18 protein-coding genes are annotated in these 21,625 nt (G+C 34.2%); 6 read left to right on the forward strand and 12 right to left on the reverse strand.

From position 1 onward, the window contains the following. Positions 1-11 precede the first annotated feature (11 nt). Positions 12-752: an ABC transporter ATP-binding protein gene (locus Q0R51_RS06505; RefSeq protein ID WP_110446291.1), complete on the reverse strand. Its 741-nt coding sequence runs from the start codon at positions 750-752 to the stop codon at positions 12-14. A gap of 90 nt (positions 753-842) precedes the next feature. Between Q0R51_RS06505 and Q0R51_RS06510 the strand changes: the two genes are divergently transcribed. From Q0R51_RS06510 to Q0R51_RS06520, 3 genes are all read left to right on the forward strand, one after another. Next, the gene (locus tag Q0R51_RS06510; protein WP_294757508.1) at positions 843-1,274 is read left to right on the forward strand and encodes an HIT family protein; all 432 of its coding nucleotides are present in this window, start codon (positions 843-845) and stop codon (positions 1,272-1,274) included. Positions 1,275-1,283: 9 nt separating this feature from the next. After that, positions 1,284-1,625, forward strand: coding sequence for a hypothetical protein (locus Q0R51_RS06515; protein ID WP_294757509.1), 342 nt, complete (start codon positions 1,284-1,286; stop codon positions 1,623-1,625). Positions 1,626-1,739: 114 nt separating this feature from the next. Continuing rightward, positions 1,740-2,639 carry a peptidylprolyl isomerase PrsA gene (locus Q0R51_RS06520; protein WP_294757511.1) on the forward strand — a complete coding sequence of 300 codons (900 nt, stop codon included), beginning with the start codon at positions 1,740-1,742 and terminating at the stop codon, positions 2,637-2,639. A gap of 543 nt (positions 2,640-3,182) precedes the next feature. Here the strand turns inward: Q0R51_RS06520 and Q0R51_RS06525 are convergent. From Q0R51_RS06525 to Q0R51_RS06545, 5 genes are read right to left on the reverse strand one after another with little or no spacing between them, the layout of a single operon-like run. After that, positions 3,183-4,160, reverse strand: coding sequence for a 3'-5' exoribonuclease YhaM family protein (locus Q0R51_RS06525; RefSeq protein WP_122026246.1), 978 nt, complete (start codon positions 4,158-4,160; stop codon positions 3,183-3,185). After that, a complete protein-coding gene (locus Q0R51_RS06530; RefSeq protein ID WP_294757513.1) occupies positions 4,153-6,654 on the reverse strand; it encodes an AAA family ATPase in 2,502 nt (833 codons plus the stop codon). Before Q0R51_RS06530 ends, Q0R51_RS06525 begins: the two co-directional genes overlap by 8 nt. Next, positions 6,641-7,852, reverse strand: coding sequence for a DNA repair exonuclease (locus Q0R51_RS06535; RefSeq protein ID WP_294757514.1), 1,212 nt, complete (start codon positions 7,850-7,852; stop codon positions 6,641-6,643). Before Q0R51_RS06535 ends, Q0R51_RS06530 begins: the two co-directional genes overlap by 14 nt. A gap of 9 nt (positions 7,853-7,861) precedes the next feature. Then, positions 7,862-8,212, reverse strand: a complete 351-nt coding sequence (locus tag Q0R51_RS06540; protein WP_122037781.1) for a YlbF family regulator — start codon at positions 8,210-8,212, stop codon at positions 7,862-7,864. 14 nt (positions 8,213-8,226) lie between these two features. Continuing rightward, positions 8,227-10,284, reverse strand: coding sequence for a PBP1A family penicillin-binding protein (locus Q0R51_RS06545; protein ID WP_294757518.1), 2,058 nt, complete (start codon positions 10,282-10,284; stop codon positions 8,227-8,229). A gap of 84 nt (positions 10,285-10,368) precedes the next feature. Between Q0R51_RS06545 and Q0R51_RS06550 the strand changes: the two genes are divergently transcribed. Then, positions 10,369-11,235: an RluA family pseudouridine synthase gene (locus Q0R51_RS06550; protein WP_294757520.1), complete on the forward strand. Its 867-nt coding sequence runs from the start codon at positions 10,369-10,371 to the stop codon at positions 11,233-11,235. A gap of 203 nt (positions 11,236-11,438) precedes the next feature. Beyond that, positions 11,439-12,809, forward strand: a complete 1,371-nt coding sequence (locus Q0R51_RS06555; RefSeq protein WP_294757522.1) for a serine hydrolase — start codon at positions 11,439-11,441, stop codon at positions 12,807-12,809. 77 nt (positions 12,810-12,886) lie between these two features. Here the strand turns inward: Q0R51_RS06555 and Q0R51_RS06560 are convergent, their stop codons facing one another. The 5 genes from Q0R51_RS06560 to Q0R51_RS06580 all read right to left on the reverse strand — a co-directional run bounded on the left by Q0R51_RS06560 (position 12,887) and on the right by Q0R51_RS06580 (position 19,247). Next, positions 12,887-13,666: a S9 family peptidase gene (locus Q0R51_RS06560; protein ID WP_294757524.1), complete on the reverse strand. Its 780-nt coding sequence runs from the start codon at positions 13,664-13,666 to the stop codon at positions 12,887-12,889. 264 nt (positions 13,667-13,930) lie between these two features. After that, on the reverse strand, positions 13,931-15,406 hold the full coding sequence (locus Q0R51_RS06565; RefSeq protein WP_294757526.1) for a family 1 glycosylhydrolase: 1,476 nt from the start codon (positions 15,404-15,406) through the stop codon (positions 13,931-13,933). 14 nt (positions 15,407-15,420) lie between these two features. Continuing rightward, on the reverse strand, positions 15,421-17,244 hold the full coding sequence (locus tag Q0R51_RS06570) for a beta-glucoside-specific PTS transporter subunit IIABC (protein WP_294757528.1): 1,824 nt from the start codon (positions 17,242-17,244) through the stop codon (positions 15,421-15,423). Between the two features lie 133 nt (positions 17,245-17,377). Beyond that, positions 17,378-18,340, reverse strand: a complete 963-nt coding sequence (locus Q0R51_RS06575; protein WP_294757529.1) for a LacI family DNA-binding transcriptional regulator — start codon at positions 18,338-18,340, stop codon at positions 17,378-17,380. A 40-nt stretch (positions 18,341-18,380) separates the two neighbouring features. After that, the gene (locus Q0R51_RS06580; RefSeq protein ID WP_294757553.1) at positions 18,381-19,247 is read right to left on the reverse strand and encodes an aldo/keto reductase; all 867 of its coding nucleotides are present in this window, start codon (positions 19,245-19,247) and stop codon (positions 18,381-18,383) included. A gap of 128 nt (positions 19,248-19,375) precedes the next feature. On the opposite strand from Q0R51_RS06580, the gene Q0R51_RS06585 reads away from it, so the two are divergent. Continuing rightward, complete coding sequence (locus Q0R51_RS06585; RefSeq protein ID WP_294757531.1) at positions 19,376-19,945, forward strand: histidine phosphatase family protein; 570 nt, start codon at positions 19,376-19,378, stop codon at positions 19,943-19,945. A gap of 145 nt (positions 19,946-20,090) precedes the next feature. Here the strand turns inward: Q0R51_RS06585 and Q0R51_RS06590 are convergent, their stop codons facing one another. After that, on the reverse strand, positions 20,091-21,569 hold the full coding sequence (locus tag Q0R51_RS06590; RefSeq protein WP_294757533.1) for a glycoside hydrolase family 1 protein: 1,479 nt from the start codon (positions 21,567-21,569) through the stop codon (positions 20,091-20,093). Between the last annotated feature and the right edge of the window lie 56 nt (positions 21,570-21,625).

The following is a 21,625-nucleotide window of genomic DNA, read 5'->3' on the forward strand; positions in this document are numbered from 1 at the left end:
TTTTAGCCAAATCACGCATTTTGTTGCTCCTGACTTAAAATTTGGTAAATTTGGTCAAATGAATCTGTCTCCTTTAGGCCATAATGCATGCGAATTTCAGCCAAAGTACCAGCAGTTTGAATTTTGCCATTATTTAAGACCGCATAACGAGAAACTGCCTGCACACTGTCTGCTAAAATGTGTGTTGACATTAACACCATTTTGCCCTGACCAGCAGCTTCTTTAATCAATTGCACCAAATTGGCCACTGCCAACGGATCAAGTCCAGTGAACGGCTCGTCGATTACCAGCAAGTCAGTATTTGCTAAAAACGCTGAAACAATCATTACTTTTTGCTTCATACCCTTTGAAAAATGAATCGGCAGCCAATCTAACTTGTCATCCAGCCTAAACAGCTGTAACAGCTCGTGAGCCTTTGCCCAAGCCTGTTTTTCCTTTAGCTGGTAACTAAGAATAGTCAGGTCAAGATGCTCTTTTAAAGTCAATTCTGAATATAAAACTGGCGTCTCGGGAATATATGCGACTTGTCTTTTAAATTTAGTAGGTTCAGCCGTTAAATCAATGCCATTTAGAGTGATTTTCCCTTTTTGCGGTCTGAGTAATCCTAAAATATGTTTAATAGTAGTAGATTTACCAGCACCATTTAGGCCAATCACTCCTAAAACTTCCCCGGGCTTTATTTCCAAGTTAATATCTTTTATGACTGGTATACCCGTGTAGCCACCAGTCAAATGCTCAATTTTTAAAGTCATAATTCCTATCTTTCTTTTAATGAATTTACTCATTTAATATGATAGCATGATATTAAAAGAAACTAAATTTTGAAATGTAGAGGTTTTAAAATGGAAGATTTAGATAAAGATTGTTTATTTTGTAAAATTATCAGTGGCGAAGCGAGTAGCTACACTGTTTTTGAAAATGATGATGTTAAAGCATTTTTAGATTTATCCCAGGTTAATCCTGGTCATACTTTAATGGTACCTAAAAAACACATCACAAATTTTTTTGATTATACCCAGGCAGATGCTCAACGCTATTTACAATATATTCCTACAATTGCTAATGCAATTAAAAAATTTGATCCGAGAATCACAGGTATGAATATTAGCAGCAATAATGGTGCCAGTGCAAGTCAAGTAGTCATGCACTCTCACATTCATTTTATTCCGCGATTTGAAGGTGATGGCTTAAAGATTGCCACCCGTAACAATGCGGAAAAATATACTGACGAAGATTATGAAAAGGTTGCTGCTGCCATTAGAGCACAATTTTAAGGTGACAAGATGAAACGTTTTAGTTTAGGATTGGCTGTAGGTGCAGGCTTTGGCGTGATCCTTTCACTGTTCAAAGATCAAAATGGCAACCGCCTGTTTCCACCTGTACAAAAGCAAATAAAGTCATTAAAAGAGGATATCAGTGACATTTCTCTAGCAAGCAATAATTTTAAAGTTGCTCAGCAAGAATTAAAAAATTCTTTACCGCGAGCAAAGAAAACTGTTTCTGAGTTACAAAACGAAATAGAATATTATCAAATCAGTATCAATCGAATTATGGGCAAGTTGAAAGCCAAAACTGCGACAATTAATTCCAGTAACGTAAATGAAACTAATAGTTCTAAAAAATAGTAAAGAAACTCTCTTTTTTGTTTTAAAAAAATAAAAATGAAAACCAGTTTTGCCAGTTTATGTTATATTAGTTGTCGGTGACTTAATTTATTAAGGATGTGGAGAATTTATTTTATGAAAAAATATATTAAAAAAGCTGCAGCTGTGATTGCCGTAGCCGGTATGGCATTATCAACAGCTGCTTGTTCTAATGGTGGCAAAACTGTTGCTTCTTATAAAGGCGGCAAGATTACCCAGCAAGAGTATTATGATGATATGAAAAAATCTCAGGCTGGTAAAACCGCTTTGGCAAATATGATTATTAATCGTGTTTTAGAGCAACAATATGGCAATAAGGTTTCAAAAAAGCAAGTTGATAAACAATATAGCAACTATAAGAAACAATATGGTAGTCAGTTTGATGCTGTTTTGCAACAAAATGGTATGACTGCTGCAAGTTTCAAGCAAAACCTAAAAACAAACTTGCTGTCCGAAGCCGCTCTGAAAGATATTAAAAAGATCTCAAAGAGCCAAGAAGAAAAAGCCTGGAAAGCATATCAGCCTAAAGTTACAGTACAACACATTTTGGTTTCAAAGAAATCTAAAGCCGAAGAAATTACTAAAGAATTAAAGAATGGTAAAAGCTTCAAGAGCCTAGTTAAAAAGTATTCTTTAGATACTGGAACCAAAAGTAATGAAGGTAAACTGCCAGCATTTGATTCCACTGATACTAGTTTAGATCCAGCTTTTAAAAATGCAGCATTTAAGTTAAAGACCGGTGAAACTACAAAGAGCCCAGTCAAATCTCAATCAGGTTACCACGTAATTAGAATGATTAAACACCCTGCCAAAGGTTCTTTTGCTTCACATAAAAAAGAAATTGATGATCAAATTTATCAATCAATGTCGCAAGATCAACAAACCATGCATGACGTCCTTGCCAAAGTTATTAAAAAGGCGGGAGTCAACATAAAGGATAATGATCTTAAAGATGTTTTAGCTGCATATGTTTCTACTTCTACTAATAAGAAGTAATTAAGACTATAGCAGTTAAGATCAGCTCAATAATGAGAATATAATAATCCCGTTAATAGCATTTTTATAATTAGCTATTAGCGGGTTTTTTTGCATTAAATTTTTTGATTGCAATGTCTCAAGCTACTTTTAATTAAATTTACAGATAACCTTCGCTCTTACAGTATCTTTCTAATTGACCAGCTAACTTGACATAATGCATCCAGCTAAATAACAGGTAAACTACGTAGATTATCTAAATCAACTTTTGCTCAATCAATTCTTCATAAGAACCTTGCTCAGTAATAGTGTCTTCTTTCATAAAAATTATTGCATCATATTTTTTGATTATAAAAAAGCAGTTTGATCAAAACGATTTTTGCACTTATCAAAATATTGCGTGAATGAGAAATTCTGCTTAAATTAAGGCAAATAAAAAGCAGCTAAAAGTAATGTCATACTTTTAGCTGCTTTATAGCTCTACGTTTGCAATTATAAAGCTAGCAATTTACATTTTTGGCTAATCTTCAATAAAATTATTTGCTTCTCAGATGCTCTGAGCAACTATTCTAATTTATGTGATTTAGCTAAGGATTCATCATCTTTAGGTCGATAAAATTTCCGACCACCCTGACTCATAATGTTTTCGGTAAAGTTCCCTGGTCGTGTATGTTGTAAAGCATTAGTAATAGCGTAAATTGACGCATCTAAATCATCAATGCGATGTAACAATTCTGCTTCAAGGAGTGCCGGCAGTTTGGGGGAACCATACTCAAATTTACCATGATGAGACAAAACCATGTGACGCAATAAAAGTAAATCTTCTGATTCAAGATCAATATTTAATTGTTGCGCCGCTAACATAATTTGTTCATCAATTAAAACCAAGTGACCAATCAAGTTACCCTCATTAGTATATTGAGTTGCAGCCGGACCAGTTAATTCCAATACTTTACCCATATCATGTAAAATACAACCAGCATACAATAACGAACGATTAATTTGTGCATAATTATTTGCCAACCCTTTGGCATCCCGCAGCATTGACAATGTATGGTATGCCAGACCTCCTCGCACGGCATGGTGGTTACTTTTTCCAGCCGGAAACTCAAAGAACCGTTTATCCCATTTTTTTAATAAAAATCGTACTATGCGGTTCCAGGTTGGATTTAAAATTTCAAAAACATACTGATTGATTTCTTCTTTCATGTCAGCAACTTTTTCAGGGGCTGATTTAATAAACTGCCTGAGGTCATAACCTTCTTCAGGCCCAACAACTCGTAAGCTATAAATTTTTATTTGTGGCTGCCCCTGATATTCTTCTCGTTTGCCGTTAAGTTCAACAATTGTTCCTGAATTAAATGTAGAGGCATCTTGGTCATTGGCATCCCAAAAATTACCGCGAATTTCACCAGATGAATCACCAAATGACATTGCCAAATAGAGCTTACCCTTTTTAGTATGTCTTAATTGCGAATTCTTAATTAAAACGACCAGCTCTAACTCTTCGCCATCATTATAATCCAGCAAACGTTTATACATGTTCGATTCCTTTCTTAAAAGTTAGCGGCTGTAATTGCAGTTTAGCAACAAGGCTTTTTTGGGCAGTAAAGATCAATACCTGGTTGCTTTGTGCAATTGTCTGAAGCAACTTTTCGATTTCATTAATCCTTTGGTCATCAAAGTTAACGAAAGAGTCATCAATCAAAATTGGTAAATTAATTTGATCTTTTATTTGTTCAACAAAAGCCAATTTCAAAGCAAAATAAAGTTGCTCAGAGGTACCCCGAGAAAGATATTCCACCGCTAATTTTTTACCATCAAAACGAGTAACGGTTATTTTTTTACCTATTTCAATATTATTATACCGATTATTTGTTAATAGTCGCAAATATTCTTTAGCAGTAATCAGCATTTTCGGAAAACGTTCATTAGATGCAAGGTCAAGTGCGCGGCTAATCAACTTGGCAGTAAATAAATTAGTCAAATATTCCGCGCTTAAATTTCTAAGTCTGGTTCTTAAGTTTGCTAATTTTTGTTTTTCCTCGAATACCGCCGTTGAACTGGCCAGATTTTCCATCTTGACTTTAGTTTCAGCCGTTTTACTTTGTAAAAGGTTAATATTTTCATTTAGTAAGGAAATTTGAGCAGCTAAATCCTGTAATTTCTTGTGTCCACTACTTTTATCCTGTACATATTCTTGCAGCTGGATAAGGTCGCTTTGCAAACTGGATTTGAGAGCATTAATCTGGTTTTTAATATTATCCTGTCTCAGCTTTTGTTTTTGAATTTCTCGATATTCATCTAAGCTGCTAACTTGAGCTCTTGCCAAAATCATTTTCAATTTAACATTAACTTCTTGGAGCTCTTCATTATTTTCAGTTAAATTGTTTTTTAAACTATTTTGCTCTTCTCGACGTTTACGATCCCGATCTATTTTTTCAGCAAGTTGATCTAATGCACGCAATACATTCGAAAAATTCGTATCTATTGCTTGTTCCAATTCTTGACCTAACTGCATTGCAAAAGGCGTGAGCAAATCAGATATTTCTGTTTTACGTAACTGATTTCTCTTCAAGTTTTGGGACAAAACCTGGTACTGCCGCCATTCGTTGATCAAATTATTAAGGTCTAAATTACTAGGTTTAATGCCGTATTGTTTCTCAAATAAAAATTGTTGTTCTTTAGCTTTTCTACTTCTTTCAGCTTGTGCTTTAGCAGATTTTTGCACTTGCGTTTGCTGGTAATAACCAAGCACTGCAAAAGCTATCCCAACGCCGATAGCCAAAAGTCCAAAAGCACGAGCTATGAATAGTAAAATTAATCCTAGAATGAAAATCGTTCCACCTAGCAAAAGAAATTGCTTAGGCTTATTACTTTTATCCTGGTTAATAACTGTTTCTTTTGGCGGTAATTTTTGAAAATCTTCCTGCAGCTTAATTACTTGCTCTTGAGTCAATGCAGCAATTTTACCCAGGTTGGGATCAAGAGTAATGAGCTGCTGTTGTTCGCTTTTAATTTGGGTTTCTTTTTGTAAGCAGCTATGGTATTCCGCTTGCCACTGTAAAATTTCCGACTTTTTTTGCAGCAGCTTTGTTTCACTAATATCCTCATCTTTAACTTGAGAATATTCAGTTAGCTTTTCTGAGATTTTTTGCCGTTTTTTACGCAAAGTTTCTGCTTGAATTGCTAAATTTTGTGCAGATTGATATTGCGCTGAGTCAAAATGAATTGTTTTGATCTGACTTTGTAAATCCTGCAATTTTTCATAACTGGGGACAAGCTTTTCAACTTTTTCCAAGTTGTCATATTTTCTTTGCAGATCTAGTCTTTTTGCTTCTTCATGGTGTTGGAGCTCTTCTTGTTTTTTTAAGTCACTATTTAGCTCTTTATACACAGAAAATTCATTTTCAGAGTCACTGACTTTAGTTTGCTGTTCTTGAATCTGCAGTAAAAGTTGGTTAACTGGAAGTTTTCTGCCCTTCTTTTTAAATAAACTGTCAGCATTTTTGGTAAAGTCATCGCGCACAGTTATCAATTTATCACTGTCGGCTGCACCCAGGTAATATATGCGTTCTAATAAGTCTTTTTGCTTAATCTGGTCAACTTTTGTCAACATATCCTGATTAAAGATAAAGCTGTCAGCGTAAAAGTTGCCGTCAATATTCTTTATTTGATCAAAAAAAACATTTTCGGGCACTACTTGGTTGTCACATTTAACTGTTAGCGTGCCCAATTTAGAACCTTTGCCGTGGGCGTAAAGGCGTTCAAGTTCATAGCGCTGTCCTTTTTCATTTTCAAAAAGCAAATAACCTCCCATTGGACTAACTTGGGCCAAAGGGGTGTAGTTTTCAAAAAAAGGGGAATTGTGTGAAGCAAGATGAAAGCCAAACAAAATTTGCTTAATAAAAGCAACGATTGTGCTTTTCCCTGCTTCATTTGCACCATAAAAGACATTAACGTCAGGATTAAGTAAATCAAAGGTAAAATTTGAGAATTGACCAAAATTAATTATCTTAAGTTTAATTAATTTCATCATTGACTCCTTTCAATTTACTGTTCAGCTTAACTTCTGCCAGTTGTTTAACTTCTTGAATAAAATCTGGGTCTTGGGCCAAATTATTAGTAAACTCAGTTTTTAAGGACCAGTCTTTACTAACTTGGGTAAATTGATCTGTAGCAAAAATTTCTTCTTCAGCCTGTTTAAAATATTTTTGATCGTTAACAGCAACTGCTAATTTGCTCCCATTAATGAAACGCACATCTACTAGTTGAGAACCATGAGCAAGCTTTTCTGAAATCATTTGCCAAAAATCACTGTCTTGAATTAATTCGGCTTCTTTTTCATTTAAAAAATCTGCACCCTTTATTTGTAAGCAAAAATAGGTAGTGGCAGTCGCCATCAAACAATTAATTATCATCTTTTCCAGCTCGGTTTTGGCTATTGGTTTAGTGAGTTCAAGCTGCCTTTTATCCCAAGAAATAAGATTAGTCTGAACAAAATGAATCTTGGTTTTCTTTGTTTGTTCATCAATGGTGCCTAAATAACAGCCTTTGGGACCAGTTTCGTTAATGTGACGGCCCTGAATATTGCCAGGATAAACTATTAGTGGCGTTTCTGACAATACCTGCCTTAAATGGATATGACCCAGAGCAAAATAGTCATAATTAAGATTTTGTAATTCACTTAAAGTAAATGGAGCATATACATTTTGCGAACTCAAACCTGCCCTTTCCTGAGCATGCATAATACCAAAAGTGTAACGATTATTTTTAGGAGGAAATTGGGCAGCAAGATCATCTGTAATGTGATTGGCCAAATATGAAAAACCAGTCACATCATAGTCAAAACCACTTTTAGTGGTATAGGAGGCAGTTTCAATTTTTTCGTCCTCACCTAATAATTTAAAATACGGGCTTTCAGGCACCAGTAGGTCTTCTTTTGCCATATGATCATGATTACCTAAAACCATAACTACTTGTATTTCAGATTTGATTAGACGCTCAATTTCGCGCGCAAAAAAAATCTGCGCGCTGGGATTAGGCTTGAAACTATCAAAAGTGTCGCCTGCAATTAATACTAAATCAACATTTTCCTTAATGGCCAAGTCGACAATGTTAGTTAAAGATTGCATTGGAGCTTTCTGAATTTGGTTAAAGTTCTTAGATGGTAAAAAAGATAGTCCCAAAAATGGACTATCTAAATGTGCGTCAGCAAAATGGATAAATTTCATGGTTATTTTTTAATTTCTAAGACCATCATAAAGGTCATTAACGGGTTTGGTAATTGTTCTTTGAACATCTTCAATTGTTTTAGAGACAGCCTGTTCAGCTTGCAAAAGTTGCAATATTTGATCATTCTTTTGCACTTTTTCATTCAACTTTTTATAATCTTCCTCTAAATCCTTAGGAAAGTCTCTTCCTTCAGTTTGAGAATTAATGATTTTAGTTTGCATCTCATCCATTTGCTTGAACAAAGCTGCACTTTCCTCATTATTTTTCACTGCATTAACGGCATTTTCTAAAGCCTTGAATTCATCAAGCTTTTGGAAATCTGCCGCCACCTGATTTGCTGAATCATAAATATTTATCATTTTTTTCCTCCTAATTAGTGACCTAAAAGTCCTTTTATGTCATTATACCATTCATTAATCTTTTCACTGGCAGATCCGAGCCCTTTTTCAATTTTTTTGCCAAAACCTTGCGTCCAATCGGTACCAGCACCGTTATTTTGAATAATTTGCCTTGGCGCTTGTTCTCTAAATTGATTCTGTGCAGTGTATGGTAAAATGCCTTCCATCTCAGCTTTATAAAGCCTTGTGATGCCGGTTTCGGATACACCGTGCATGAAATGCTGCTGATTAGTGCGATCAAAACCGACCCAAGTTGCTACAACAACATCGGGGGTATAACCAACGATCCATTGGTCCTTAGTGCCAAAACCGTATGTATTAGGTACTTCGGTAGAGCCGGTTTTACCGGCAACTCGATAGCCGGCAGGTTGAGCTGAAGTCCCTGTACCACCTGCAAATACTCCTAACAGCATTGTAGTCATCTCTTTAGCAGTATTTTCAGAGATAATTCGATGGGTCCCTATATCGTGATTTTCCGCAATTACATTACCACTTGCATCAGTAATTTTGGTAATAAAGTAAGAATTATTCGGTAAGTTACCTTTATTTGCAAAAGCCGAATAGGCACGAGCCATTTGAATAGGTGAAACCCCGGTCGATAATCCACCTAAAGCCAAAGCTAAATTTTGATCCTCTTTTGCTACCGTCAAGCCGAAATTATTAGCAGACTGGACGCCTTTAGCTACTCCAATGCGGTCTAATAGCCAAACAGCAGGCACGTTTTTACTTTGCGCCAAAGCCACATACATAGGAATTTTATCCGAATAACCGTTGTCAACATTGTGGGGCTGATAGCCATTCTTCCCGAAGCGCTGCAATTTGTTAGAAAGCTGGGAATCATAATGATATCCTTGCTGCAAGGCAGGCGCATAAGAAACAATAGGTTTAATAGAAGAACCAGGTTGCCTCTTCATTTGTGTCGCGCGATTATAACCGCGAAAGACATGCTTGCCCCGTCCTCCTACCACAGCGCGGACTGCACCAGTAGTAGGATCCATCACTACCGTAGCACCCTGAGTTTTAGTGCCATCAGCGGCATTTTGAGGGAATAAGTAATCCTGGTTAAACCTTTCTTGCAGCTGACTCTGATAATTTTGATTAAGAGTAGTGTATATTTTCAGGCCCTTATTCATGACATCTTCTTCTTTTAAGCCATAGCGATTAATTGCTTCATCCACGACAGCGTCAAAGAAGTAGGGATAACGATAACCATCTTTATTATGATATGTATCACGTAAAGTTAAACCAATTTTTTGTTCACTTTCAGCCTGTGATTTTGATAATTTTTTATTATCAACCATCAAATTCAAAATTAAATTGCGTCGCGATAAAGCATAAGACATGTGGTCAATGGGATTATACTTGCTGGGATTACGCAAAATACCTGCTAACGTGGCACCTTCACCAACTGTCAGCTGACTGGCATTCTTGCCAAAATATTTTTGGCTGGCATCTTCTACGCCCCAGACGCCATTACCAAAATAGGAATTGTTAAGATACATCGTTAGTATATCTTTTTTGGAATAAACATGATTAAGTTCGATAGCAAAGAAAAGTTCCTCAACTTTACGCGAAAATGTTTGTTTTTGAGTTAATAAGGCATTTTTAGCTAATTGCTGGGTGATAGTTGAACCGCCTCCGGCAATTTGCCCATGATTAAGCACTATACCTAGAGCGGCACGCCCCATTCCCTTAATACTAAAGCCGGGATTTTTCCAAAAAGTCCTGTCCTCGGTCGAAATTACAGCATTTTTCACGTTAGGTGAAATTTTGTTGTATTCAACATAAGTTCCCTTTTGTGAGTATAATGAGCCTGCTCGTTGGTTTTTTTGGTCATAAATTCCCGTCGTAACAGGTAATGACGCTTTTAAATTTGATATATTGGATGTTTTAACTTTAACGGTATAATAAGTACAAACCAAGAGAATGACGGTAAGCAAAATCAAAATGATCCAGCGACCGATAAAAAAACGATGATCAAAACGGTACCATAAGCCACGTTTCTCGTTTTTCTTTGGTTCATTGTTTTCCATTTTATCTGCTCCTTTAGAAACAATTAAAATTGTATCATATTAGAGGATATTACTTTTATTTTCAAAAAGATTTAACAAATATTTATGAGCTATTATTTTACATTTAATTTTCCCCAAAATCTCAAACCATGCTCAGTAAACGACTTATTGCGTCTTTTGCTGATCCCACGCAAATGGCGTCATTACTTACGAACTGAACACCAGATTTTGATTAACGGCACTTATCATTATTTTAATCAAATGGTCTTTCCAGACGATAAAATTGAGCTGTGGCTAAAACACATTGAGAGTAGTCAAAATACTTACCCAGCAAGCGGACAAATGCCAGAAGTGATTTACGAAGATCAAAATCTGTTAATTATTAATAAACCGGCAGGACAAAAAACACATCCTAACTTAAATGAAACCAACACTGCCTTGAATGATTGTGCTACTTACTTAGGGTACTCTCCTTTTATTGTACATCGTTTGGATATGCTAACCAGTGGTTTACTTTTGGTTGCTAAGAATCCGGCAGTTGTTCCTATTTTAAATCGTGAATTAAGCAGTAAAATTTTTCACCGTGAATACTTGGCAGTAGTCAATATGACTAAGCCAATAGCAGATACTGGCATAATTAACCTGCCCCTTGGACGAGATCCACTTGATAAGCGCAAGCGCAAGATTGTTGCTGACGGACTTAAAGCAATCACACATTACCAAATTCTAAAGTGCTTTAGCAATAATACTGCTTTAATTAAGCTCGACTTAGAAACAGGAAGAACACACCAAATCCGTGTTCATTTAGCGGCAATAGGTTGTCCGATTGTGGGTGATCCTTTGTATAATCCTAATTTTGTAAACAAAGACTATTTACATTTAACCGCTTATCAAGTTTCTTTGCTACTGCCATTTTCATTTAAAGAATTAAAAGTCAATCTGCCTAAAGCTAAAATACCCTTGCTCAAGTAAAAAGTCCTTCAATAGCTTTCACTCGGGTATTAAGTGCTAAAAACTCCTGTTGCTGTTTTCCATAATAAAACAATGGTCATCTAACCAAATATCACATTGAGTGCAATAATTATTTTTATTACGCGACTTCATTAGTGTAAATTACCAGATGCTCTTGTATAATTCTATTATTGAAAATTTATATAAAGAAATTGAGAGTGAATATGAATAATCAAGAAATTGCCGATTTAGCAAAAAATGTTATTGACACGTTTAATTTACCTAGTTTAGGTGTAGGCGTTTATCATAAAGGTGAAAGTTACAGTCACGTTTTTGGTAATGCAGAGCAGAATAGTTTATATCCTTTAGCATCAATTTCAAAAACCTTTTTTGCCACTGCAGTTTGTCAATTAGCTGATTCAGGTAAAATTGCTTTGGATGATCCATTAAAAAAATATTGGCCTGATTTCAAACTAAGAGATAAATACGCTGAAGACCATTTAACTTGGAGGGATGCTCTAAGTCACCAAAGTGGATTGCCAGCTCATGACTTAATGCGTTTTACTAATATGAACAAGCATGATCTTACTTTAAAAGAAAAGGCAGAACATGTTGGTTTTTTAGAGCCTAATCATGAACTGCGTTACAAAATGCAGTATAGTAACCTGGTTTTTGCTGTTGCTAGCTATGCTTTTGAACAAGCTATCAATCAAGATTATGGCTTTTATGAGCACGAACATTTACTGAAGCCTTTGCATCTAGATAATACCTATGTTAATCATCACGAGGCACCACGTGAGAGAATAGTCAAGCCGTATATTAGAGATAATGACGTTACCGAAGAAGTCCCATTTATTGCGCCTGGAAAAGTTGGTGGCGCCAGCAGCATGCTTTCATCTATCTCTGATTTGCTAACTTGGGCCAAATACCAGTTAAAATTGCAAAAAGAAAGCAAAAATAACGCAATGGCTGAGCACTTTCTTCCTCAATCTATTATGTCTCCCAGCCGTGCTTATGGCGGTGCAAATTTTGGTGCTTATGGTCTGGGCATGATGATGGAAGATTACCGTGGACATAAATATTTCTACCATAGCGGTTCGTATATTGGCTATTGTTCTTTCATGGGCTTTGTTCCTGACCTTGACTTAGCCTTTGTCTCAACAACAAACTTGGATTCAACTGATGCCATTTTTGCTTTAGCCTATCAAACTATTGACAATGTTCTGGATATTCACGAAACAGACTGGACTAGTAACATTAAAAAGATAGTTGATAAAAAAGCAGCAATTCGTGAGGAAAGAATTAAAGAACAAATAGGAGAAATCCCCCAAAATGTTAATGCAGAAGATAATCTTTTAGGTGATTACGAAAACCCGGGATATGGTTTAATTACACTAAAGGAAAAAAATGGTAATTTGCATGTTACCATCGGTAAATGGGACTACCCGGTATTTGTAAATGAGGAAGGCAAAATGTTTGTAGAAGAAAGGCTGTACCAGCACGAACTTTTGCCAATTGAACTTCAGGAAAATCAACTTTTATTATGGACTGACCGCGCACTTAACAAACCAACAGTATTTAAAAAGATAAACTAAAAAGCCTAACTTTTTCAAAATTAAAGCTAGGCTCATAATATTTTCTAGGCAACCAGCTTAATTAAAAGCTGGTTTTTTTATTTAATATGTGAACTAATCCAAGGCACAACTTTACCTATTACCTCATTAAGCTTGGTAAAATCGCCAGTTTCAACATTATAAGTATGATTTGCATTTTCTACAGTAAAAGAATCTACATTAGTCATATGACAATTTTTAATAAAGTTTAAGCTAATATTGGGGTCTAAAGTTGGATCACTGGTGCATACTTCAACTAAAATCGGATTTTTAAAGTTTTTAATGTTATCATTCAAAGTTGTTTTCAATTCGTCAAAGAATCTGCGGTATACGAGTTCAACGCCACCGCTACTAGTATGAACAATGCAGTAGCCTAAATTATCCATTTCAAATTTATCATATGCCATTTCCAATGGTTCTGAAGTATTAATCGCACCATTTAAAGAAATTATGATTTTAGCTGGTAAATCTGAGAAGGTAAATACTAAACGGCCACCGAGACTATGACCTAACAAGCCAACATTATTTTCTGCAACATACGGTAAATTTTGTAAATAGCTAAAGCTGGCCTTAACTTCTTCTGTCATTACTTTCATACCATAATTTTCTCTAGAATATAGGTTCTCACCCATACTGCATAAATCAATTCTGGCCGCTACTATTCCTGCTTCCACTATTTTCTTACTGATTCTTGCTAGCATATGGTTATCGTTGTTTCTAGAGGACATGAAGCCATGGACCAGCAACATAGCCGGAAACTTATCTCCACTATCTGGAATATCAATCTGTATCGGCACTTCATGATCAATGCACTTTAAAAAATGTAATTCTTCACGCACTTCAATTATCTCCTTGTATGAGTTTTTTAGTTGTACAATGCAATATACAGTATACTCTTATTTCGATAATCTAAATGCGTATAACTACTTTTTACCATACTGAAAAAATTTGGGGGCAAAAGTATGATAAAATTGAAATTTTAAATTATCTAACCAGTCAGAGTGACAAGATTCAAAATTTTGGTAATGATCTTTTTAGTTGTTACATAGGTAACAAAACTAATTATAATCAATCTTTTTCATATAAAAAGTGATAGATTATCATTAAATTTCCTCACCATGGGATGCAATAACTTTTTTATACCAATTAAAAGAGTCTTTTTTTATTCTTTTATTTGTACCATTTCCATTATCATCTCGATCAACGTATATAAATCCATATCTTTTTGACATTTCACCTGTCGAATTGGCTATGATATCTATGGGACCCCACATAGTGTAACCTCTAAGATCAACTCCATCATCTAGAGCTAACGCCATTTGCTTAATATGATCTTTCATATAAGAAATACGATATTTGTCATGTATATGATTATCTTTATTTAAAACATCATATTCACCAATTCCATTTTCAACTATCATAATTGGTTTTTGATACCTATCATAAATATCATTTAACAAGTATCTTAAGCCTATAGGGTCAATTGCCCATCCCCAAGAGCTCGTTTTCAAATAAGGATTAATAACCGTATTATCTGCATCCCAAGTGACAGTACCTCCATCATTTTTTGATGATGTTATTGAAAAATTACCTGCATTTTTCTTAGTTTTTATTTTAGGATCTGTTGAAACATCACTAGAACTATAATAACTAAATGAAACAAAATCAACTTTCCCGTTAAACAATTTTGCTTTGTCTCCCTTTTCAAAATTAATTTTTAAATTCTTTTTATCAAAAAATTTTTGAGCATAGCGTGGGTAATATCCTCTAGCTTGCACATCAGGGAAAAAGTATGACTTTTTAGTAGTTTGTTGAGCAGATAAAGCATCTTCTGGATTCGGGGTGTTAGGATAATTGACTACTCCCGCAATCATACTACCAATTTGAAAATTGGGATTTATCTTATGACCCATAGTTACTGCCTCAGCTGAGGCTACTAGTTGATTATGAGCTGCTTGGTATCTTGCCTCTAATGGATTATCGCATTTAGAAATATCAATCCCACCTGCAAAAAAAGGATAATTTAAAAGGGCATTAATTTCATTAAAGGTAATCCAATATTTAACTTCTTTTTTATATCGATTAAAAAGGGTCTTAGCTAATTTGAGATACTCTTTTATCATTTTTCGATTAACCCAACCGTTGTATTTTTTTGTTGCCCAAAAAGGTGTATCGAAATGATCAATAGTTAAAATTATCTCCATTCCTAATTTTCTAGCAGTTCGTATAACATTATCGTAATATTTTAGACCTAATTCGTTTGGTTTATCCATATTAGCTTTAGGAAAAATTCTAGGCCATGAGACCGACATACGATACACAGTAAATCCCATTTCTGCAAACAATTCTAAATCTTCTTTCCAGTGTGTGTATCCATCAATACTAGTGCGAGAAGGATAAAATCCATAATCTTTCTTTGCTGCTGCAAGGGGATGACTTAATGCCCATTTTCTTCCATTTCCAGCTAAAGGTAATATATCAGCTGAAGATAAAGTCTTCCCATCTTTATTGTATGCCCCTTCATACTGATCTGCTGCTGTAGCTCCACCCCATAAAAAATTTTTAGGAAATTTACTCATTAGAAATACCTCTTTCATTTATTTAAACTTGAAAAATCTATTGAAAATGCATTAGTATCTGAATCATCTAAATTTTTATTTATCAAATGATCCTTGTCATTTAAAACTGTCATTATCACAGTACAATCATATCCAGCTTCTTCGATTAGTTTATAATCGAAAATGATTAATTTTTGTCCTTTTCTTACCTTATCTCCTTTTTTTACAAGACATTTAAAATATTTTCCTTTAAGTTCAACAGTATTTATTCCAATATGTATTAATATTTGAGTGCCAAAATCATCAGTAATTCCGATAGCATGATTTGTTTTAAACGTTGCTGTGATTGTTCCTGAAATTGGTGCTACTAATTCATTAGACATAGGTACAATACCTATTCCATCGCCCAATTTTCCAGATGAAAATACTGGATCAGAAACATCTTTTAAAGAAACTTTTTTACCCTCAACTGGTATCCTAAAATCTTCTTTATTATTTAGCTCATTAGGTAACCCCCAAAAATAAGTCAGTATAGCAGCGCCAACAAAACTGATTAGTAAACCGATAATTTCACCGATAAAGCCATGCCCTAAATAAGTTGGAATTGAAAGTATACTTGGAAAGGCAAAAGCATGAGCTTCTACATTTGAAAGTCCAATCACAATTCCACCTAATGCGCTACAAGATATAGCAATATAAAACGGCTTTTTATACTTGAGCGTCACACCATAGAGGGTTGGCTCAGTAATTCCAAAAATAGCAGCTATGCATGCAGAACCTGATATTTGTTTTGTTTTATTATCTTTTGCTTTTAGAAATACCCCTAAAGCTGCACCCGCTTGCGACATAACTGCAGCACAAGCAATAGGAAAAATTGGATCTTGCCCCAGTTTTGCAATATTACTCATAATTAAAGGTAAAATCATCCAATGAAATCCAAACATTACTATTACTTGCCACAACCCACCTATTAACAATCCTGCAAATAATGAAGCATGGTTATATATCGTCATGATGGAATTAGCCAAAGCACTTGAAATCGTTGAGCCAATTGGACCAACCACAATTAATGTTAGTGGAACCATTATTACTAATTCAATCAGAGCAACAAAAACATACTTTAAACTATCTGGAATTAACCTTTTTAACATGGGTTCTAAATAACTTAGAAGCCAAATTGACAGTATAATTGGTATTACAGAAGAAGAATATGACATTGGAATAACGGGAATACCTAGAAATTTAATGGTGATATTCTTTGTTGCCAAAGTAGTAATTTGTGGATATAACAATGCTCCTGCAATCGTCACACTTACAAACCGATCTACTTTTAATTGTTTAGCAGCATTAAAAGCAATAAATATTGGTAAGAAATAAAAAAGTGAATCGGCAGCTGCATTTAATAATACATACGTTCCCGAAGTTTCTTTAAGCCATTTCATTGTTGTACATAGAGCTAACACCCCTTTTAAAACTCCTGCACCACAAATAGCGTTAAGAAAGGGCATAAAAAGACTAGAAATGAAGGAAATAAATTTATTAAGTAAACCGAAGAAGCCTGTCCTTTCCTTGTTTTTAGCCTCTTTTTCTTTAATTAAATTTTTACTGTCTTTAATTTCCTTCATATTTATTAATTGATCATACACTTCTGCCACCTGAGTACCAATTACAAGCTGCCATTGTTCATGACCATAAACAACTTGAATTATACCTTTTAATTTTTCAAGCTCCTTTTGATTTACTTTGTTATTATCTTTAACGTTAAATCTCAACCGCGTTGCACAATGCCACACTTTTTTAATATTGCTCGCTCCACCCATATAATTCAATATATCGGTAGCTAAATCTAAATACTTCAACTGTAAATCCTCCCTTAATTAATGATTTATCAATTGAAGCCGGCTTTCATATTGACAAAATAATATTAATTTATGGGAACGTTCCCATGTCAAGAAAAAAATAAAGTTATTCAATTTTATTGAATAACTTTATTTAGCAGGTTTTTCTAATTATCATTTTAGGCTGAATTGTTATTTTCTTAAATTCTGTGTTTTCCAATCTACATATAATTTTATTCATGTCATTTTTAATTTGAAGTGAAAGAAACGAGTCAATAGTTGATATTTCCATGTATTTACCGTAATCACTATTATCAAAACCAAAAACCTTAACATCAGTAGGTATCCTTTTTTTATACTTACGTAAAGTTGAAATGAAACCAGCTGCTACATAATCAGAATAAGCTATAACGGCTTCCGGTGGGTCTTCAAGTTTTAAATACTCCATGGCCGCACTTTCCCCTGCACCTGTTTGTTCTGAATAAAAAACTTCCCAAGAATCAAATTTTGAATTTTCCAATTTAAATTCCTTTATTGCTTTTATTCTCGCCTTTGTATTATTTTTTCTTGAGTCATTAAGAATATGACCTACCGAAATATCTCCATAACGATTTTTTAAATATTTGAGTATGTCTTTGTATAAAGGATAATGGTCAATGTATGATGAATAAATATTTTTACTATCTATTCTCCTCCATGTCACAATTGGTCCGTATTGTGAAAATTCAGCAATTTTTTTCCAACTATTGCGATTGGCCACAAAAAATAGCGCATCCAAGCCATGAAGTTTAAACTCTTTCAAGATTAAAAGTTCTTCTTGCTTATTTCGAGTAAAATATACTGCGATTTTAAAACCTTTTTTTTGTACATAATGTGTTACCAAATCAAGTAGTTGCCCAACTTCAGGATAATATGTTTTAGCAATAAATCCTATTGTTTTCGTACTTTGTTCTACCAGTTGTCTAGCTAATATAGAAGGAACATAACCCAACTTTTTAGCCGCTTGTAACACCTTTTTTCTACTTGCTTTTGAAACATAACCATTACCTGTGAAGACCCTTGAGACGGTTGATTTTGAAACTCCAGCAAGTCGTGCAACATCAAAAATATTTGACATAAGCTATAATTAAATCCATTTCATGAATATTTATAATGTTTTATCTTTTTCCGCCAAAAACTGGAAAATGACTGGCAGAGCCATAATCAAAAGTATTAATATTTTCCAAAGTAGTCATATCATCTTCACTTATTTCAAAATTCAATTCGGAATTTTGCTTCATATGTTCTGGATTGACAGACTTCGGTAAAACTACTGTGTTAAGTTGCCAATCGTAACGAATACAAAGTTGTGCAACTGAAACATGATATTTTTCTGCCATTTTTTGAATTACTGCATTATTTAAAGCTTCACCATGCGCAACAGGTGAAAAAGACTCAACTATAATATTTTGCTGCTGACAAAAATCAATTAGTTTTTTAGGTGTTGCACCAATATGACACAAAATTTGGTTAACCATAGGCTTAACATCACTATGGTCAATTAAATTCTGCAAGTCTTCTGGTTGAAAACTAGAAACTCCAATAGCACGCAATTTTCCTTCTTTTAAAGCGTCTTCTAAAGCACGCCAAGTTTCTAAGTTACCTGCAAAATGCCGATCATCAGATTGGTTTACCTCTTTCCATGGCTGCGGATTATGGATAATCATCATATCTAAATAATCAAGATCCATTCGCAAAAGAGTTTCATCAATAGATTCTTTAGCTTTTTGATAGTCTTTAATTTCGGCCTCTACTTTTGAGTTAACAAAAATTTGGTCTCGAGCAATACCTGAATTTTTAATCCCCTGACCTACCCCACGCTCGTTATGATAAGCTTGAGCAGTATCAAGATGCCTATAACCCATTTTCAAAGCAGATTCGACTGGTGAAGCTACTTCATTATCGGGAATTTTCCATGTTCCCAATGCCAGTTTAGGGATTTTTACCCCATTATTAAGTGTTAATGTTTCTTCAAAAATCATAATTTTGCCCTCCTTATGCCTTTTCTTGAGTATAACGCTTAACTTCATGTTTAAGTCAATCATTTTTCACTTAGATTTTTAAAACTTTTTTAGTTACAATTAAGTTTAAATAGATTAAAGAAGGCAAATTTATGAAAAATGTTTACTTAATGCGTCACGGACAAACTTTGTTTAATGTCCAACATAAAATACAGGGCTTTTGTGATTCACCACTGACCTCTTTGGGAATTAAACAGGCAGAAACTACAAAAAAAGAATATTTTGAAAATGAACAGATTACTTTAGAAGAAGCACATTGCTCCACTTCTGAAAGGGCGATAGATACTTTAAAGTTAGTTACTAATTTACCTTTTAAAACTCATAAAGATTTACGAGAGTGGAATTTTGGCATTTATGAAGGGGAAGGAGAGCACCTTAACCCACCACTACCATACAAGGATTTTTTTGTTCAATTTGGTGGCGAATCTCAAAGTCAGGTAGCTTTTAGAATCAATAAAGCGATTACAGAGATTGTAGAATCTTCATGCCATAAACAAATTTTAATCGTTTCCCATGCCGGTGCTATAGCTAATTTCTATAGAAAATGGGAAAAATACAATACATTTAAACGTAAGAATCACTATCGGAATTGTGCCGTTTTAAAATACGAATATGAAGATGGTATTTTTCGTTTGCAGTCAATATTTAATCCTAGCTGCTAAAGGAATTTAAAATCAAAAAGGCTAATAATTAGTATTATTATTCCACTTTTACGGAGTAAATAACACTAACCTATTAGCCTTTCAATTACCCAACTTTTTACTTTCATATTAAAGAATTTTTTAAATAACAGTTCATTTCAATAATTTAATCTAAATCATTGCCATTGGTTTGGATAACCTTTTTATACCAATAGAAAGAGTCCTTTTTATATCGTTTATAAGTACCTGTACCATCATCATTTACATCAATATAAATAAATCCATATCTTTTCCTTAATTCTCCAGTTCCTGCAGAAACTAAATCTATACAACTCCACATAGTGTAGCCTAAAAGATTGACTCCTTCGCTTACAGCTGATTCTAAAGCTTTGATATGTTTTCTGTGGTAATCAATGCGATATTGATCATGAATAGTATTATCTGAATTCAAAACATCCTTTGCACCAATACCATTTTCAATAATTAAAAGAGGAAAATTATCATACCGGTCATTTAATAATTCCAAGGCATATTTAAGTCCTTTGGCATCTATTTGCCAGTCCCATTCAGTAGACTTTAAATAAGGATTTTTATTTTCATAAGCCGACGAAACACCAGTTAGTAATCCTCTTTGTGAGTGCGCTCCACTAACGCAATTTGTAAAATAATATGAAAAAGGTAAAAAATCTGCTTTTCCATTTATCAAATCTTTTTCGTCTTCCGTTGAAAATTCAATATTGACGTTATATTCCTCAAAAATCCTCTTAGCATATGATGGGTAGTGTCCCCTAACAATAACATCAGAAAACAAGAAGATATTATCTTGCATGAATTTTTGATTTGCTAATACATCATCAGGATTACACGTTCTTGGATAAGTAAATAGGCCACAAACCATACATCCTATTTTGTTTGCAGGATTGATATCATGACCTAATTGAATTGCCTTTGCAGAAGCAACTAATTGGTTATGAGTCTCTTGGAAGATTCTTTGTTTATCTGTCTGACTGGCATTATTATTACCATCCAAAGTCCATTTAAGAATATTTATTTCATTGAAAGTTACCCAATATTCAACATAATCTTTAAAATTATTAAAACATATTTTGCAGAATGCCAGATATTCTGCAATTAGTTCTCTGTTCGACCAGCCACCAAATTCAGTAATGTAAAATGCTGGCATATCATATTTATACAGAGTGGTGATTGGCTTTATATTATATTTTTTTAGTTCCTTTAATACTGCCAAATAAAAGTCTATTCCTTTGGGGTTAACACCACCTTTTATTCCATTGGGTAAAATTCTAGCCCAGGAAATTGTAATGTTGAGTGCTTTAAATCCCATTTCGGCTAAAAGAGCAATATCTTCTTTATAATGATGATAAAAATCACTAGCAAAATGATTAGGATATACTTGATCCTTTTTTAGTATAAATTTAGAACCTTTTGGTGCTTGTCCACTAAATTGAAGGGCTTTTCCCATTTTTCCATTCTTTAGTTGGTAGTAGGCATAACGAGGAATTCCTTTCTTACCAGGTAATAAATAGTCGGTTTCTACTGGCGACTTCCCGTCTTCATTCCAAGCGCCTTCAATTTGAGTAGCACTAATGTCTCCACCCCATAAAAAATCTTTTGATAAAACCATATTTTCTCCTTTTACTTTTAATACAAATTACAATAATAAAGAAATTTTTTTGAATA

It is taken from the genome of uncultured Lactobacillus sp. (genome assembly GCF_946477725.1).
Lineage (GTDB): Bacteria > Bacillota > Bacilli > Lactobacillales > Lactobacillaceae > Lactobacillus.